Annotated in this window: 26 protein-coding genes; 9 read left to right on the forward strand and 17 right to left on the reverse strand. The window is 42.8% G+C overall.

All coding sequences use genetic code 11. The annotated features are described in order from the left end of the window. Positions 1–437: 437 nt before the first annotated feature. Both ACP2WE_RS17055 and ACP2WE_RS17060 read left to right on the forward strand, forming a co-directional pair. A complete protein-coding gene (locus ACP2WE_RS17055) occupies positions 438–1,178 on the forward strand; it encodes a DNA alkylation repair protein (protein ID WP_425216751.1) in 741 nt (246 codons plus the stop codon). Positions 1,179–1,518: 340 nt separating this feature from the next. Next, the gene (locus ACP2WE_RS17060; RefSeq protein WP_425216752.1) at positions 1,519–1,971 is read left to right on the forward strand and encodes a GNAT family N-acetyltransferase; all 453 of its coding nucleotides are present in this window, start codon (positions 1,519–1,521) and stop codon (positions 1,969–1,971) included. Positions 1,972–2,012: 41 nt separating this feature from the next. On the opposite strand, the gene ACP2WE_RS17065 is transcribed toward ACP2WE_RS17060, so the two are convergent. From ACP2WE_RS17065 to ACP2WE_RS17115, 11 genes are all read right to left on the reverse strand, one after another. Next, positions 2,013–2,360: a DUF8631 domain-containing protein gene (locus ACP2WE_RS17065; RefSeq protein WP_425216753.1), complete on the reverse strand. Its 348-nt coding sequence runs from the start codon at positions 2,358–2,360 to the stop codon at positions 2,013–2,015. A gap of 141 nt (positions 2,361–2,501) precedes the next feature. Continuing rightward, positions 2,502–2,879, reverse strand: a complete 378-nt coding sequence (locus ACP2WE_RS17070; RefSeq protein WP_425216754.1) for an STAS domain-containing protein — start codon at positions 2,877–2,879, stop codon at positions 2,502–2,504. Between the two features lie 196 nt (positions 2,880–3,075). Beyond that, a complete protein-coding gene (locus ACP2WE_RS17075) occupies positions 3,076–3,417 on the reverse strand; it encodes a hypothetical protein (protein ID WP_425216755.1) in 342 nt (113 codons plus the stop codon). A gap of 64 nt (positions 3,418–3,481) precedes the next feature. Further along, complete coding sequence (locus ACP2WE_RS17080) at positions 3,482–5,773, reverse strand: AAA family ATPase (protein WP_425216756.1); 2,292 nt, start codon at positions 5,771–5,773, stop codon at positions 3,482–3,484. Position 5,774: 1 nt separating this feature from the next. Further along, positions 5,775–5,984: a hypothetical protein gene (locus tag ACP2WE_RS17085; protein WP_425216757.1), complete on the reverse strand. Its 210-nt coding sequence runs from the start codon at positions 5,982–5,984 to the stop codon at positions 5,775–5,777. A gap of 2 nt (positions 5,985–5,986) precedes the next feature. Further along, positions 5,987–6,355, reverse strand: coding sequence for a hypothetical protein (locus tag ACP2WE_RS17090; RefSeq protein ID WP_425216758.1), 369 nt, complete (start codon positions 6,353–6,355; stop codon positions 5,987–5,989). A gap of 211 nt (positions 6,356–6,566) precedes the next feature. Next, positions 6,567–6,785, reverse strand: coding sequence for a hypothetical protein (locus tag ACP2WE_RS17095; protein ID WP_425216759.1), 219 nt, complete (start codon positions 6,783–6,785; stop codon positions 6,567–6,569). Between the two features lie 15 nt (positions 6,786–6,800). Further along, the gene (locus ACP2WE_RS17100; protein WP_425216760.1) at positions 6,801–7,088 is read right to left on the reverse strand and encodes a hypothetical protein; all 288 of its coding nucleotides are present in this window, start codon (positions 7,086–7,088) and stop codon (positions 6,801–6,803) included. Beyond that, positions 7,078–7,239: a hypothetical protein gene (locus ACP2WE_RS17105; protein WP_425216761.1), complete on the reverse strand. Its 162-nt coding sequence runs from the start codon at positions 7,237–7,239 to the stop codon at positions 7,078–7,080. The genes ACP2WE_RS17100 and ACP2WE_RS17105 overlap by 11 nt, the downstream gene beginning before the upstream one ends. Further along, on the reverse strand, positions 7,232–7,513 hold the full coding sequence (locus ACP2WE_RS17110; protein ID WP_425216762.1) for a hypothetical protein: 282 nt from the start codon (positions 7,511–7,513) through the stop codon (positions 7,232–7,234). The genes ACP2WE_RS17105 and ACP2WE_RS17110 overlap by 8 nt, the downstream gene beginning before the upstream one ends. Positions 7,514–7,538: 25 nt before the next feature. Beyond that, entirely contained in the window at positions 7,539–7,736 is a 198-nt protein-coding gene (locus tag ACP2WE_RS17115) for a hypothetical protein (protein ID WP_425216763.1), read from the reverse strand. A 111-nt stretch (positions 7,737–7,847) separates the two neighbouring features. On the opposite strand from ACP2WE_RS17115, the gene ACP2WE_RS17120 reads away from it, so the two are divergent. Then, a complete protein-coding gene (locus ACP2WE_RS17120) occupies positions 7,848–8,204 on the forward strand; it encodes a helix-turn-helix transcriptional regulator (protein WP_425216764.1) in 357 nt (118 codons plus the stop codon). Between the two features lie 3 nt (positions 8,205–8,207). After that, the gene (locus tag ACP2WE_RS17125; RefSeq protein ID WP_425216765.1) at positions 8,208–8,657 is read left to right on the forward strand and encodes a hypothetical protein; all 450 of its coding nucleotides are present in this window, start codon (positions 8,208–8,210) and stop codon (positions 8,655–8,657) included. Here the strand turns inward: ACP2WE_RS17125 and ACP2WE_RS17130 are convergent. The 6 genes from ACP2WE_RS17130 to ACP2WE_RS17155 all read right to left on the reverse strand — a co-directional run bounded on the left by ACP2WE_RS17130 (position 8,654) and on the right by ACP2WE_RS17155 (position 11,293). After that, positions 8,654–9,133, reverse strand: a complete 480-nt coding sequence (locus ACP2WE_RS17130) for a hypothetical protein (protein WP_425216766.1) — start codon at positions 9,131–9,133, stop codon at positions 8,654–8,656. The genes ACP2WE_RS17125 and ACP2WE_RS17130 overlap by 4 nt on opposite strands. Position 9,134: 1 nt before the next feature. Then, the gene (locus tag ACP2WE_RS17135) at positions 9,135–9,590 is read right to left on the reverse strand and encodes a hypothetical protein (RefSeq protein WP_425216767.1); all 456 of its coding nucleotides are present in this window, start codon (positions 9,588–9,590) and stop codon (positions 9,135–9,137) included. A 15-nt stretch (positions 9,591–9,605) separates the two neighbouring features. Next, on the reverse strand, positions 9,606–9,803 hold the full coding sequence (locus ACP2WE_RS17140) for a hypothetical protein (protein WP_425216768.1): 198 nt from the start codon (positions 9,801–9,803) through the stop codon (positions 9,606–9,608). A 79-nt stretch (positions 9,804–9,882) separates the two neighbouring features. Beyond that, positions 9,883–10,224 (reverse strand): hypothetical protein, encoded by a 342-nt coding sequence (locus tag ACP2WE_RS17145; protein ID WP_425216769.1) that lies wholly within the window; start codon positions 10,222–10,224, stop codon positions 9,883–9,885. 8 nt (positions 10,225–10,232) lie between these two features. Next, positions 10,233–10,847, reverse strand: a complete 615-nt coding sequence (locus tag ACP2WE_RS17150; RefSeq protein WP_425216770.1) for a hypothetical protein — start codon at positions 10,845–10,847, stop codon at positions 10,233–10,235. A gap of 92 nt (positions 10,848–10,939) precedes the next feature. Next, positions 10,940–11,293 (reverse strand): hypothetical protein, encoded by a 354-nt coding sequence (locus ACP2WE_RS17155; RefSeq protein WP_425216771.1) that lies wholly within the window; start codon positions 11,291–11,293, stop codon positions 10,940–10,942. Between the two features lie 371 nt (positions 11,294–11,664). On the opposite strand from ACP2WE_RS17155, the gene ACP2WE_RS17160 reads away from it, so the two are divergent. Genes ACP2WE_RS17160 through ACP2WE_RS17180 form a run of 5 tightly spaced genes read left to right on the forward strand, consistent with a single transcriptional unit; the run spans position 11,665 to position 16,372 of the window. Further along, entirely contained in the window at positions 11,665–12,474 is an 810-nt protein-coding gene (locus ACP2WE_RS17160; protein WP_425216772.1) for a hypothetical protein, read from the forward strand. Beyond that, complete coding sequence (locus tag ACP2WE_RS17165) at positions 12,475–12,654, forward strand: hypothetical protein (RefSeq protein WP_425216773.1); 180 nt, start codon at positions 12,475–12,477, stop codon at positions 12,652–12,654. A 39-nt stretch (positions 12,655–12,693) separates the two neighbouring features. Next, on the forward strand, positions 12,694–14,511 hold the full coding sequence (locus tag ACP2WE_RS17170) for a hypothetical protein (protein WP_425216774.1): 1,818 nt from the start codon (positions 12,694–12,696) through the stop codon (positions 14,509–14,511). Further along, complete coding sequence (locus ACP2WE_RS17175; RefSeq protein ID WP_425216775.1) at positions 14,508–16,079, forward strand: hypothetical protein; 1,572 nt, start codon at positions 14,508–14,510, stop codon at positions 16,077–16,079. Before ACP2WE_RS17170 ends, ACP2WE_RS17175 begins: the two co-directional genes overlap by 4 nt. Beyond that, a complete protein-coding gene (locus ACP2WE_RS17180; RefSeq protein WP_425216776.1) occupies positions 16,079–16,372 on the forward strand; it encodes a hypothetical protein in 294 nt (97 codons plus the stop codon). The genes ACP2WE_RS17175 and ACP2WE_RS17180 overlap by 1 nt, the downstream gene beginning before the upstream one ends. Positions 16,373–16,374 lie beyond the last annotated feature (2 nt).

Below are 16,374 nucleotides of genomic sequence, written 5' to 3' on the forward strand. Positions count from 1 at the left end.
AATCTTTTCTGTAGGGTATACTTTGTCTGATGTAAGGAGCGATGCGATATATTAGTGGACATGAATCTATCACTCGTTGCATGGTCGTCTCCTCGGCTTGATTGTTTTCGTCTCCCCATAAAATCATTGGAACGGACTAAAGAGCTATAATTTGGAGCAATCTTAAAAATATCGAAAGCCGCTCAATTCAACCGTTATACCGAAACCGATACGTCCGTCAAAGCTATCTATTTTCAGCCAAGATTCTGCCCTCAAAAATGATTTGCTTCGTTGATGAGTTCCGATAGATTATTAGTGATCGCAAAGATAAAGAATTGGTAAGCGATCGGGGCATAAAATAACATTGGATCTGACAATATTGAGAGATTTTTGTTGAGAGGCGATCGCTTGCCGCTCAATTAAGCAGTTAGATTTACCTTTCGGGCGGAGGAGCTAAGATGACGACAGATAAGAGTATTACTCAGTATTTTGGGGTAAATCTTGCCGAACTATTGTCAGAAAAAATACTAACGGTCTTTTCTGATTTTGATTATGTATCTTATACAAATGCCATATCACTAAAAGTAAATGATTTGGGCTATAAACAAAGAATTGAGTTACATGCTAATGAGTTACACAAGCATCTACCTGAAGACTATGAAAGATCAATTAGTATATTAATTTCAATTCTTGGGGAAGAGAATCAAAAGGAAACAGGGATGTTTACCGATTTCTATTGGGTTATGCCCATTGGAAAATATGTTGAAATATTTGGAATAGATAATTTTGACATTTCAATGCGTGCTATTGAGGAAATTACAAAAAGAAATACTGGAGAATATGCCATACGACCTTTCTTAAGAAAATTCCCTGATCAAACAATATATCAATTATTAATTTGGGCGAAATCAAATAATTTCCATTTAAGAAGATTATCTTCAGAAGGAAGTAGACCCAAATTACCTTGGGCTACAAAACTAGATACTTTTATTGATAAGCCTGAACCTGTATTTGAAATTCTTGATATTCTGAAAGAGGATAGCGTTAAATTTGTTAAAAAGTCTGTTGCGAATAATGTAACTGACTATTTAAAAGTTAATTATGAAGCGACAAGAACATTATTATTTGAATGGTCTAAGTCTGATGATACAAATACTAAATGGATTATAAATCATGCTACAAGAAAAATATCAATCTAACAACCGCTTCAACTTGACTCACGTGACAAGTCAGGTTGAAGGTTAAGCAAATGTTATACCGAAACCAGTAAACTTGGCTACTTTTAGCCAAGTTTAAGCAATCAAAAATTATTAGCTTTGTTGATGAGTTCCGAGAAGTTATCGGCGATCGCAAGGATAAGTGATTGTTAGGTGGTCGGGGCATAACAATCCCGCTGAACCGGAACGAAGTCAAGTTATCGGTGAGATGCCAAGATTGTCTGCGTCTGGTTAGCGGGAACGTTATGCTTTCAAACCCAAGATGAATAGGAGATTGTATTTTTGAACTATTCAACACAGAATAAAAATCTAAGAGCTTTTCATGATACAGCTAAGGAAATATAACTCTGAAGATTGGGATGCTATTGCAGATATTCACGATAGAGCAAGATTAGATGAATTGAGAGCTTCAGTTGGTGTCGAAGCATTTCTCTCATTGGCTGCTACATTCGAAAATGAGGGACTATTTGAAGGAGAAGTTTGGGTCGCTTGCGATAATGAAGCTGTAGTTGGATTTATCGCTTTTGCCGATGATGAGGTGACTTGGTTATATGTGTCACCTGACTATTATCGACAGGGAATTGGGAAAAAATTGTTGCGCCAAGCGATCGATCGATGTGGTAAAACCGTATCTACATCCGTACTGAGTGGTAATGATACAGCCTTACATCTTTATCTAAGCGAGGGATTCAAGATTATGGAGACAAAGACAGGAAAACTTAATGGAAATGAGTCTTTCCGCGCAACTGGACATATTCTTGAATATGAGTCTTGATTTCTATTTATGAGACTCATCGCGATCCTATCAAGACTTATTTAAGACTTGTTTTGTAGAAATTGATTTAGCGATCGCAATTCGCACAAAATTTCTTGCAGCAGTTGATTGGTGACTGTAGCAGCAGGTTCTTGTACCTGAATCGTCACTTGCTTAATTTTGAGTACGTCTCGCGCAAATCGCGATACCTCGGTTGGGTGGAATAAGAGCGGATCGTTTTTATCTTTACGAAGTTCGGGGTTGAGCAGTTTAGGGTTGTAGGGTGTATTTAGCTGCTCTGGGTCGGTATTTGCATAACGATAGATCGAAGGACGCGATCGCCCAAGTGCTTTTTGAATTGCTTCTACATCCATAAGCGAAGCATTTGTATTTTGAGACTCAAAATCCATAGGTGATGTATTTGCTTAATTTAAGTCTTACTATATCACAGCTAGACTTAAGCAGAGTCTCATGATTTTCTGATAAGACAACGAGTAGCTACATTCAAATTCAAAATTGCTTATTGGTACATGACTTCTATGGCTGCAATATTAATTGTTGTTTGGATGGTCTGGGTTACGTGGAGACCATTCCAAATTGTCCAACTGCACAGCTAAGATCGTTTTTAATGCCTCCTCTCGAGTTGCAAAAACTTCAAAATATTTGAAGGTTGCAGTTACTTCGAGCAAAAATTTTACTGGTTCTGATAAGGAACAGATAATCAATCTGCCTCCATAGACTTTTGTGAGTTTGCTCGCTGCAAATAATGTCCCTAGACCATTGCTATCAATAAAGGTGACATTATGCATATCCACGATCAAGACATCTGGTTTTTTGAGAGCAATATTAGCAATCTCGGCTCTAAACTTAGCGCTATATCTACTATCAAAATTTCCGCGAGGTGCAAACACTTGAATATCAAGCATCATAACGGTATCCAACTTTTTAAAGACGTACTCTGACTGTTCTTGTAAGTCTATAGACAGATTCTAGGGTGTAACTTCCTCTGATCAGTTCACCCACTTGGGTGAAAGATCATTTGTTTTACAGGATTGCGAATTTAAGGTTACGAATTTATTTGGCTTGCGTAAAGAGCCATTACCGTAAGCTACCGTTTTTCGTAACCTAACGGGATATATAGAGCCCTACTATCTGGGCACTGGTTGCGATCCGATTTTTTCGCCAACCCTTGGTGAAAATCACATATCTGTCAGAGTCAATCACATCAATGATTTTGCAAGCTAATTGACCTCCGCTCGCTGGATTTTGCCAGAGAATCATCTGCCCTTTTTCGTACCGATCGCGCGGCAAAACATCACCCTTCACATAGTCTGCTACCAATGGTATCGAGTTTTCTGGTTGCGATAATAATTCAACGGGTTTTGGTTGTTCTGGCTCTGGCAGAATTCTCCTTTTCAGCTCTGTGAGCAGGATTTCGATTATGGTTGCTAATTCTTGGTCGCTCATATTCGTAAACAGACGTTTGTTTTCGGAAATGGTTGGGCAGGCGTAACCATGGGCAGGCGTAACCTTATGGTGCAACCTCTAACTTGAATAAATAGCGCTGTGGGTAGAACTGGGTTACTGCCCAAGTCTTGCCCTTGACCTCGTACAATTCGCCATCAAAACCAACTACCTCAACGGCTTTACCCGTAAATCTGCCTGTCCTGATTTCGACGCGATCGCCAATCTCGTATCTGACAACTTTGGTTTTGTCAGGTAACTTGTCAGATTCGGAAACGCTTGCTGTGTCAGGTGTTGAGCTACTTACCTGACAATCTGACAACTTGCTTCGATCTGGTGTGGTGTCACCAACAGATTTTTGTACCTGCATGTTGTCAGATAAAAGAGAAATTGATTTTTTGTCAGATAGCACCTCTATGCTTTGTACCGTGCGAGTTTCCGAATCTGACAACGTATCTGACATGTCTGATATGTCAGATTGCGCTTTAGCGAGTTTTTGCAGCAAGCGAGAATAGACAACCGCTTTCCTAGAGCCAGTTTTAGAGATTTTCTCGTCATGCACCAACCGCGACAACACCTTATACAAACTTGGCTTATTGATACCTACAGATTCATGTAGCTGTTCAAGGGTTGCATGTTCAACCTTTGTCAGATAGTCCAAAACCTGATCTGCTTGACTGGCATCGGCTTGAATTCCCCATTTACCAAGCAGTCGCCACGTTAGTGTATTCAGGTCTAGGCTTACCTTTAAGTCCTGTTTGTTGTAGCCATTTTCAATGCAGAGTCGATAGCCTTGCTCGTTTGCTGCAATCACTAATGTCCCTCGACAAGTTGCCCTGATGGCGCTACTACCTCGGATGGTCTCAAATACGTCAAGGGCATCGGCTGACTCAAGTTTGATTTTGCCTGTGTGGTGAATGGGCAAGATGCAGCAGTTATGGTCACGGGCAAATTCTTGGAGTGGCTCTAAGATTCTGCCCATCTCTGCACTTGATTCTGTGGTGTTATCGTCTCTGACTCTGGATAGGGTATCTAGGACGATCAGCCTTGGCTCAATTTCTTTTGCTAAATCGATCAGCTCCGACAGCTCCGACAGTTTGAATTTCTCCAGCCAATACACTGGTAAGTTTTCATCCCAGCCCTGAGCGATCGCTCTTTGTTTGGTCTTTGTCTCTGAGTCTTCACACTGGACATAAATCACACTGCCTTGGGTAACTGGTCTGTCTAGAAAGTTGCTACCACTAGCTACACACTGAGCAATGTTCATAGCCATTAGTGATTTACCAGCTCTTGGTGAGGCAGCTAGCAGAATTAACTCATTGATAGGCAGAATTTCATCAATCAGCCAATCGGTGTAGTCTTTGGCTCTTGCCATTAATTCAGCAGTGGTACTGAGCCTGTCTTTTAGGGCTGATTTTTTACCCGCTGGCCACGGCGGCGCGATCGCTAATTTGGCAGCCTCATTAAATTGGTCAATGGTAAAACCGTCTTTGATTGCATCAGATATGTCCCAGCCTTCCTTTGACTCTGGCTTATGGGGAACTGTGGCAATCTTTGCCCTTGGGCCAATCGCATTGGCTAACTTTTCAGCTCCAACTTTGCCCGCATCGTCAAGGTCATACCAAATAGTTATCTGTTGGTATTGGTCAAATGGTGAAAGGTCTTTGGGCACATTACCCGCGCCCGTCGTTGATGTGACCACATCGGCTTGTGCAATCTTCGCCATGACCATGGCATCCCATTCACCCTCACAGACCCAAAGCTCTTTGCTTTCAGACTTGCGAGTAAACCACCAAGTAGCGGCTAAACCTGAGTCTTGTTGCACCCTTTGCAGTTCTACGCCTTTTTTACTCACTCTTTCTGCTTTAGGCAGCCAAGGCAAAACATAATATTTCTGGAGCCACTGACCTGTATTGATTTCGTAGGGTATGGAGATGCAGGGCAGCATCTCAAATTCAAAGGGGTCTTTAGACGTAATAATTTTTCTGGTGACAATACCAAGCCGATGTCGGGCTATGTCATCAGCATCGATGCCGCGATCGCTCAACCACTGCTTTGCAAGTTTGCTTTGAGTCAATAGCTTGTCAGTATTGGCTTTTAGCTCTTGCGGTGTGTGATATTTTGGCTTGTTTGTCCTGGCGTTGGTGGCGATCGCTTTGGGGATTTGGACATCTTCGTTCCTGGGGTGCCCAATTGCGGATCGGATATCGTCTGGAGTACAGCCGCGATGGCATTTGTATGCCCCATCGGTGTTTGGGATTAGGGCTAAATTCTTGGCTGTTTTACCAACAGAAAGACAGCAAGGGCATTGTGCTCTGCCCTTGCTGTCAAAATCAACGTGATGGGTGATATTGAACATATTAGAGATCTTTGTAATCTTGTTTGATTCGTGCCTCAATTTCTTCTGCTGTATCAAATGGGTTTGAATGCGTCAGGATGTGCGTGATCACCTTGCTGGGTAATTGCAGTTCATAAGCAATTTCAAAGTGTTTGTAGTGCAAGCGTTTCATATATCTGCACTGGACAATTTTCTCTCTGAGACTAAGCTCTGTATAGGTTCTAAGTGGCATAGTTAGAAGTCATCCTGATATCTAGGGCTCATGCAAGTGATTTGTACTTTTGCGGCAAGGCAATTCCTGCCTATCTCCTTCAGTCGATCGTTTTTCTGCCGATGGGTCAAACTGTCATCGCACAGGATGCTGAATAGTAAAAGCTGAATTTGATTGATAGCTGTAATCGCTACATCTGCAATCTCTTGTTTAGGCTCTACGGTTGGTTTTGGCATCTTTTCTAGAGCCTCTGATACTGCTACATTAACGATGTCCTCAACAAGCCCTCCGATCTCTTCATGCCGTGCACTTGCATGGCTAAACTCTGACTCACTGGCAAGTTGAAGGTAATGAACAAGGGTACTTTTAGCCGATTCTAGTGCGTCTAACATATTTCTGTTTCCTCAAAGTGATGAATGCGATCGCTTGGTTAATTGACTATGCAGAAAAAGCATTCTCTGAAATAGAATGCGTGTTTAACTGTCGTGTCTCGAATAAATACTCTGTCGCCCCAAAGAATGACTGTAGGGGCGGTTTGAAAGGGGGGGATTTCAGCCTCACGAATAAATTCACGGTTAGCGGTTGTCAGACAGACTTTCATAGTTACCTCGTTGTAGAAATAATGCGATCGCACTGGGTTAGGGTGCGATCGCTGGTTGGTTCGTCAATGAAATGAAAGTAAAGCTCGGCATCCATGAAATACCAACCGATCGCAGGGTGAAAAGTCACAGGAATATATTTGCCGTCGATGGTGGCGTAACCACAGAGCTGTTTACCGTAGTTCTTTTCAAGGATTTCTGTTTGGTGGTGGGTCTGTTTCATGGCTGCTTACTTTGGTTATTCGTGGTCAATTAGATATTCGATCGCATCTTCTTCAGTGGTTTGTGAAATCCAATGTAGGACTGAGTTTGCTTCTTCTCTGGCATTCCAGAGGTCGGCAAATACTCCATATTCCTCTCGCCCTAGGTGTAGCCCTGCATTGTTTCCCCAGTCAGCCCGATCGCCTCGCATGGCAACGATGTAATTGTTCAGATTGCCAGCGATCTGCTCTAGGGCATCGGCTAGCATCAAGGCTTTACCTGCTATGGATTTCGCGTCTTGGCTTAGATCGTCTCTACTTTCCATGTCGGGGTTCCTCTGCTTTTTTCAGTGCGATCGCCTGTGCAACCTCAATTAGCCCTCTCGCTAGATCGAGTTGCTCATGGGGTGACAGGGATGCTAGTTCGTTGGTGGTAAGGGCTGAAAGCCTTACATAGTAGGAGATTGGTTTAGCCATGCATTTCCATCTCACAACGAGAGATTTTTACGTCATAGCCACGCTTGGTAAGTCTGGTCAGGTCTGACCACAGCCAGCGGGACAAAACATTGATGTCATCGTCTTGATAATGAGCCATTGATTTCCCCATAGGGTCGTAGATCGTGTATCTGCCTTTTGAAAGATAAAGATTGAGCGTTCTTTGAGTGATTGTGGGCATGGGTTTATACTGTTGGTTGTTGTTAACTTCAACTGAATCAAGCGATCGCTTACGGTGATCGCTTTTTGTTGGCAAAAAAAGAGCCACGTCCTAGAAAGGTCTAGTACTGTGGCTCTTTTTCGTGTTTGGCTTTGAGTCTTTCCAAAAAATGGCGATTCTCCAAGCAATGTCTGAGGGCATCTTCAACGATGCTGCTAAGGGTTGAACCCCGATGTCGGGCGGATAAAACGCGCAACTGCTCATCAATACCACTATCAATAGTGATATTTAGCCGTGACTTGGTGTCTGTTGAATACATATATGTCTGTTTAGCAAATACAGATATAAGTGTAAACACAAAAACACGAAAGAGTCAATACTCATACACGTATTTGTGCTAAAACATATACATGTAAATGCGTAAATGCGTATGGATAGCAATGCTAAAGCACGACTTGCGCTCTTAATCAAACAGCTTCGCGGGAATGCCACTCAGAAGGAATTCGCCAAGATGATAGGCGTAACCTATGGTGCTATTCAATCATGGGAAGATGCTGAGGTTACTCCAGGGGCTTCAAACCTAACCAAAATCGCTAAGATTGCAGGCTTTAGCCTAGAAGAATTAATGAGCTATCTTGAGGGGGAAGAAGATAAGCAGATAGATGATTCAATAAACTACTTGGCAGTTGCTCAAAAGGTTGATTCAATGAGCATAACAGAACTGACTTATATCTATCGAGCGGTTTCTGATAGACTCGTTGCGATCGCGGAGAGTGTAGGGAAATGAGCCATGTCACCTTGGATACCTCGTCCTGTTAGTTTTCTTAGAACTTTCGTACTGATGTTTATAGTAGGGCTGACTGGGCAACTGCTGCGAATGTTTGGGCGCGAAATTATTACTGCTCAGAACGAAAGATTAATAGTTGCTCTGTTCATAGGCTTATCACTTCTGCCATTCATAGCCTATGCCTACATTCATAGTTGGCTATTAGGCAAAAAGGCAGAGTCACACAGTAAGAAATTGCCAGCTATCAACAGCATCAAAGAAGCAGTACTTGCTTTCGTGGTAACGGTTCTAAGCCTTCTATTTACCTTTGCTATCCTGATCGTATTCATGCCAAGGGGAGGAAATTCATACCTCTATACACAAGATGGTTATGCAGAGATTTCTATTTGGATAATCAGCGTTCTCTGTCTCTTTCATGCCTACGATGCGATCGCTAGACCTAAGAAAGCCTAGGTTCTAGTGATATCTGTTTTCTGTTCTATGATATTTTTTAGATCTTGAATCTCATAGTTCAATCTCTCCATCGCTTCTGTCTTCTTATGGTCTTGTAAAACCATTGATGCGACTACTTCTCTAAGCTCTTTAACCTCAACAACCATCATGTTAGCTAACTGGAACAGCTCAGACGTTTGAGAAGTCTGATTAGCCATCAAAGTGCGAACAGTCTCCGTCAAATTATCTTGAGCCTTTTGACTGTTGTCCAGTAAGGTCTTATAGACACTATCCTCTCTACGGCGATCGGACTGTACCCCTTCTACTTTTGTCTTTCCCCATAATTCAAGTAGCTTTGGCACTCCAAGGGCTGTAAGTCCTGAAATAATCACAGTAAGCAGCCCTGCTTCTAATGGAGATAGGTTGAAGTTTGACTGGGTTGTAGGGAGTGGGGTAGGGCTCTGAGCAACGATAATAGCCTGCCATTTATTCTTCACGTTAGTTCTGTGGGGTTAGAATACCTGTTTCTATTGGATGGCATGGTTTGCCAATAATTTGCAACCAACTACAGCTAGTATCAAGATTAAATTCGATATAACTTTTTGGGGGCAACATAGCACCGAGAGGGAATTGGTAAGGCATGTAACCATATGACCCTTGAGCGTTTTGGAAATTACAAGTCCATGCGATCGTATTGCCTGAGTTAGACTGCAACCCCTGATAGACTCTAAGTTCTGAGATTCTATTGTTCTCTCCCCCTGCTATAGAGGTTAATTCTATGGGAAATTCTTTGTCCCATTCCATCTTAAATTTATTAACCTGATTCCCATTCCTTGAATTCCAGTAAAACAAAATGTAATCAGGTACAGGCTCACAGCCGACAAAAAGATCGTCATGCTTAAAGCCAAGTACGGCTTGATTCCCAGATACGAGAGAGGCTCTACCGAAGTTCATATATTTTATCTTCCTTTAGTTGAGTGGAATTCCAGCGTTAAATAGCAGCCCGATATCTTCTGTAGTCTGCCCTAGCCCAACATCGGTGATATTCCCATCGTTAGCAGTACTTGGCAGCAAGTCCCCATCCCAACGAGACAGGATTAAATCTATTCCTAAATGCCAATGAACAGGACGGAAATAAATACCATATGAACCTAGCGATAAATCCATATGGTAAGCGTTTTGCCCTTCAAAGCCGACATACATCTGCTTCAGAGTGAAGTAATTGTTGTCAGAGATTTGGAATGCCCTACCAGCTTTTAGCCAGTTCTTTCCAGTCGCTTTGTTTATGGCTTTGAAGCCAATCAAGGGACTGTTCAAACCCGTCGTTATCATCACAGTCGTAATCGTCTGAGCCGATAACGTTATCTGTGTAATTTGACTCCATGCCATCTTCTACATTACCAAATCGGCATTCATCCATTTCTCCACCCATTGCATACTCTATAGCTGTCTGTAAGTTAACAGCCTCTAGAATGTTACTGTCAGCTCTTGGTATGTAACAGTTATTCTCACCTAGTGATGGTGGCAATCGTTTATGCAGGATATCGTAAAAGCCAGCATCACTAGGAAGCATGATAAAGCGTTCCATATTACCGCCTATTGAACGATTTTAGCCCAATGAGCTTGAGAATATTTTCCACCGCCGTGTGGTGTCCCCTCTGGCAAGATAGCCGACTCAGGATCGTAAAATACGCCCACCTTAGAGCCAAAGCCACCATTTTCTGCACTTGCGATAAAGACTTTTGCGATCGGCGGTTTTGGGAAAGTTGCACCGAATACCAAATTAGTCTCAGTCCCAGTAGCACGCTTGATTCCCATCGCATTAGCAATAGTTTGAACCTTTGCCCAACGGCGTTTAGAAATAGCCCAAGCATATCGAATGTTATTCAGTGTCAGATAAACCACAAGTGAGAATCTTCCACCCGTCTTGAATCCCTTAGATTTTGTTGACTGGATATCCCAACCAGCTTGATCGGCTGTTACTATTGACGAACTGGATACAAACGAACTGGTTGTGCCAGTAGCAAATGCTTTTGTTGCTCTTGCTGGCTTTGGATGGTTAGCACCAAAAATCAGCTTATCTACTGCTGTAGTAGCAGTTACCGCCGTATGTCCTAAAACAGTGCTTTCAGCCTGTTTGATTGGGGTTCTAAACGCATAGCTAACACCAGCGTAAGCATTTTCCATTGCAACGGATACGAGTCGTGACATTGTTCCACCTGCTATATATGAGTTTTTTTGCTAGAAATTGTTAAGGATACTAGTGTCTTCCAATTGGGTGGAAAGCACTAGTATCAAAAGGATTAGGCTAAAACACCAGTCGTTTCATTCTTGTTGATTGGTGCGCGAGACAACATCTCTTGGCGAGTCGTGATGTAGTATTTGCCGTCAGTTGGATCTAGTTCTGGCACTCCACCATTAGAAGGGGGGAACCCAGCAAGTTGAGCTGTAGGGTTAGCCAAGTTATAGGCAACTTGAGCGGTGGCACAGGCATCTAAAACACGAGTCATGAACTCAGATACCTTCGCATCCGTCAAAGCGATACCAGTTTCACCCATTAGTAACGAGCAATCAATTGATAAAACTGCACCCGTAGCAGAAAGCACAGAACCACCGAGAGCAGTGTTTAAATTAGCAAAAGTTAAATCAGCAGCCATTGTTTTAGGGTTTGGTTGATAGTTGTACCCAAAACCTAACATTATTTTTTCAAAATTAATAGGTATAAATACTTACTACAACTGATGTACATGGGATACTAGGCATAGAAGAACCCTTAAGGGTATTTCTTAAGACAAGTCCATATCTAGGCAATTATTAAGATTTTTGACCATGGAATTAATCTGCTATCAAAGGCTAAAAACATGCAGTAGGCGTGCTATCCGCAGAGTAAAAGGTAGATGGGGGAGACCATATCGCTACAACCCTAGAGGGAACCTTTTGGCTAGGCTATCCAGAGAACTAGGGATGAGTACGCAGGCGGTTTACAACCAGCTCATGAAAGAACGGGCTTATTTAATAAAGAGGGTCTATGGGTAGCATTCAACAATCAATACAGCGATCGCGAAATATTCTCGAACCATTTGCCGTAAATGATTCAGGAATACGAACGATCTACCAACCATCTTTAACCACAGGGCTAGATAGGATTGCTAGCCTGCGTTTTTATGGGTTCATAACTTCCTTGCGCGTGCGAGTGGATGTCAACTCAATACCAGAGTCACCAATCCCAGACCTAGAAGCAACCGCCACAAGAGCAGAAAGGTTAACTGCTGTGAGAGATATGGAGTGGTTAGCCGCTCGTAAAGAGCTAGAAATCCTGTTTAAAGTGTCTGGGGCTGGGTGGCTACCGATCGCATCTGTCAGCTTGCTCAATCGAGTCCCCTATTACACCTTAAATCTCTTGCCTTATTTGACGGATAACCCATCGTTCGATCTGGCTGATAATGCGTTGCTAGGGGCTCGTATTATCAATGCAGGTTATGGGCTGTTAGAGAGTAACGACCATGTTACTTTATTCGGTTCTGTCCGAGAGGAGATTGTTTCTCTTCCCACTGACCAGAGAGAAATTTTAATTTCTCAAGCGTTTGACTGGACTGTCACTAATACCAGTCAAATCATTCTCCCTGTCAATCCAAACCGATTACAAGCAACACTTACAAATATCAGCCCCGATAGGGCGATATGGTTGAATTATGGAGCCCCAGCCGAGATAGGCAAAGGGATCACTCTGTACCCTAATGGCGGGTCGTATGAGATTAACTTCTCAAATTTATACAAAGGTTCTATTAACGCGATATCGACTGGGAACGCAATCCTTACAGGCTTGGAGTGTACTTAGATGTTTGACCTTGATAACTGGCTTTATGCTGAGAACCGCTCTGACTTTGGAGCCAAGCAATTCCAATTACCCTATAACATGGGCATCGTTGAAGCAGAATTACTATTGCTCAGACTTGAAAGATTCGTACCGATGAACGATTTGATATTGATTAATCCGTCATCTGAGAGCTTACTCTAAATATCAATCCCAAAGCTAAATCCAGAGAGGATAACATTCATGGGAAGTTTACAGATAGCTCAAAATGCTATCAACTTGGTCAACAAGGGTAGGAGCCAAGAGCCTAATTATGGTGTAGCGCCTGTTAAAGTTCCGACGGGGGGAATTGGCATTAGTTCGCCTGATGGGGTAGATCCAAGAGACTGCCAGAGATATCCAAACAGCCCCTATTGTGGTGGCAGTGGTTTATCTATATTGCCAGTAGGGTATGAGGTTGACGTAAAGAACTACGGGCAAACAACCTGTGTGAGACTTACACCCGTCGTAGTTTTCGTTACTGGGGCTCCTTTATTTGTCTGTGGACACAACCCATTTATTCCACCTCCTAAGCCTAGTGGCAGCTATTCGATAAATAAGCCTCTACCTCCTAGACCTAAAATAAGCCCTCTACCTAGTGTCTGCACAGCACGGGTGATACTTTCGTTTTACATACACACAGAATTCGCGCTGAATTATTACAACGAGACGATTGGTCATGTATACGACGTAAAAGCGGAGCAATTTGGGGGGGACTATGCAGCTAGATACGATAACATCCCTGGGTACACAGGTGGTTTTTCGCCCTATCCTGCATCCATGCCCGATCTGAGTAATTACAATGAAAGTTATATCCTACTGGAGTCAACTGAGAGAGTGCCTAGCGAGAATCCCTCACCTGTACCAAGATACCGAATAGAATGGATAAGTGTAGGATTTAATACTGACAGTGGATTCAGTGATGTCGATGAAAAGATGGCAGAGCTTTTTGAAACTTTTCCTGCTCCATGGGAGATAGTCGGGATTATCCCGTCATGTAATTTCCCAGCCCCACGATTCAGCCCTGTACGTCCGAGAGACAAGCAACCACCTTACAAACCTACTCCAGAGAGCCCCAAAGACATGCCATGTTGTGATGAGACAAACGATCTGCTTAGAATGGTTTTACAAACAGTTGGAGGGAATAAACTTCCAAAAGCCTATTCTACTGGGGGAGTAGGTAGCAATGTGGTGATAACTAATCTTCCAGACTTGATAGAACTGTTTGCGAAAAGAGCTGAACAAACAAACGGGTCTAATGAATACCCTATTACCGTGCCATCAACACTTATAGGGAACGGCACGGAAACAACTACCATAACCTCTACAGGGGCTTTCCTTATTTGGATCGTCAAGCAATTGGATGGGCTAATCGGTGAGTTTCCCCTGCAAATAAAAATTAAGGATATCGATCCTTTAAAGTCAGGCGATCAAGAGCAAATAATTGACATACCAAACCTTGCTGAAGGCATGGCTGAAATGTACGGTATGAACGTGAGAGGTACGATAAACAGCGAACTTATCCTGAATTTCCTAACCCGTATGGCTTCTGAGGTTCTCGCCGTAAAGAACATGGCTGTAACAACTCAGGATTATGTTAAAGCCAATGCATCTTGGCTGGGATATAGAGGAGAGCCAGTTAAGCGGAAAATACATTCAGCACTTGACTATACTGGTGACCCTAGCGATGTAGCTCAAGTACTGAGAGAGAGTGATGTTGAAATATCTGGATGGAAAGATACGGACAAAGAGAACTTAGTAACTTACCTGCAAAAGTTGCTATTCTCAGCAGGAATCATAAAAGGGGTGTTTTTCCGTGGGAAGAACGAAAAAGACTTATTCCAGAGAGAGATTGAGGCAGCACTAGAATCAGGCAGTACTAAGACTTCTGATGAGACTTGGGATAGATACAAGAATCTACTAAACAACCCTAATAGTATTTTCAACGAGGGGCAGATAACGCCCGACATACAAGTTGATGAGGTCAAACTGTCCGATGGGTTTGGAGGTAAAAACCTATGAGTGCTTTGACACTGGCTAAGCAAGCTCTATCATCAAGACAAATCCGTAAAGCGATTACTGGGGAAAATCGTTTCAGAATTATCGATCCAAGCCACCCAGTATCTAGGAAAAAGGATGAGGAAGGAAACTTCCTAAAGCCATTTTTTGAGACAGGGAAATTTATATTTAGTGCTGTCGGTTTCTTGCTAAATATTGGTGTAGCAACATTTTCAACCTTATTCACTTGGTTACATCAAGGTTATATCGCCCTCAAGAATTTTAATTGGAATGCTACAGACGATCAGCTAGAGAAATCTTTTGATAGTCAGTTAGTTTCGCTTGCATCAATTTGGGGTGGAACGTTAGGCAAGGCTATAGGCTGGTCAGTCGCGATCGGCTTGGGTTATGGTGTGGCTTTTTTCCTGCCTGTAGTTGGCAGTGCCACTTTAGCAAGGACTGTAGCAACCAAAGCAGGGGCTGAAGGACTTGACGAGTTAGGCAATGCTTTTAAAGGTGCTTTGCAGCAAACTGCAAGAGTACTTGCGCAAGGGGCAGCAACAACGACCTACATCAATATCAGAAAGTGGTTCAAGACAATTCCCCTAGACACTCTAGAAGCTTACTTCGGCACGCAAAACGCTAAATACATCAAGGAGAAATGGGGCAACGACGGGCAACCAGAATTATCTTTCCAGAAATGGCAGGAAGATAGAGTGTCCTCAATCGATAATAAATACCTCCAAGCTTTTGTACGATCGCTTGTTGAGGAAGCAGAAGAAAGCTTCTTTGAGGGGGGGTATATTGTTGCTCATGAGTTAACGGCTGCTTATGAAGGGGCGAAACAAGCAAACCAAAAGCAACACGGGAAACGCAGGACTGTCAGAATTACTCCAGACAAACGGATTGCGAATAAGAAAGAAGGACAAATCTTACTGACTGGGACTGAGACGGAATTAAAATCAATGATTCCTGAAGTGCTTGCACAGCATAGACTACTTGTCAGTAAAGATATCGGTCAAATTGTCGGTCAACCTGCGGAAGACTTCGCCTCAACCAAAGTCCTGCGACGGCAGCTTGTCATCGTTTACAAAACAAAGCAATCCCCACCATGGGGTTACAAGGAAGCCAATGGAACGAGGGAAGTTGCAAAGCAAAAAGAGATCACAATCCCAGACGCGATCGTCGGGCTCAGTTGGGACAAAATCAAGAGAGTTTGCAAGCCCTATAACTGGGGGCGTTTCAAGTGTTGGGTTAAGTTGGATAACGAGAGAATCATGTCTGTTTACGCGGCATCAAAATCAGAGGCAGAAAACAGGATGAAAGATTTCTTGACCCTAACTACTGCTAAGCCTATATCTTGGCACTTCTCAGAGGAAGGTGATAAAAAGAATGTTCGATTAAAAAAGAAGACCGTAAAGATTTACCCAGCTTACGGAACTCTTTTAGTTCGCAAGCCCACATCACAAACAAGCGTTACTGGTAAAACTGTGGGCAAAGCCTTTGAAGATGGGTCAATCCTAGACCAAGATATAATTCGCTTTGATTTGTGGACAAGTACTCAACCAGTTGGGCTACAGCCCTTAAAATAATGCCAATCAAAAACCCGCTTAACAACACACCAATCGAACTATTGCCAGTTAACGAACAGCCTACTATTGTTGTGATAACTCACGACCCAGACACAGCCCCATCAATGGTAGGACTCATGTGGTTCAATCCATCGTCAAGACGGCTATGGATTTCAAAAGGGGTTCTATCTGTGAATGACTGGTCAGAGATTAGAATTGATGCCGAATCAATTGATTTAGCTATCTTCGATAACATCTTGGTCGCGAATGGTGACGTGGTGACCGATGGGACAAATGTAATTTTAAAAGGATAGAA

The sequence above is a fragment of the Tumidithrix helvetica PCC 7403 genome (genome assembly GCF_965232925.1).
GTDB classification, from domain to species: domain Bacteria; phylum Cyanobacteriota; class Cyanobacteriia; order Pseudanabaenales; family Pseudanabaenaceae; genus Tumidithrix; species Tumidithrix helvetica.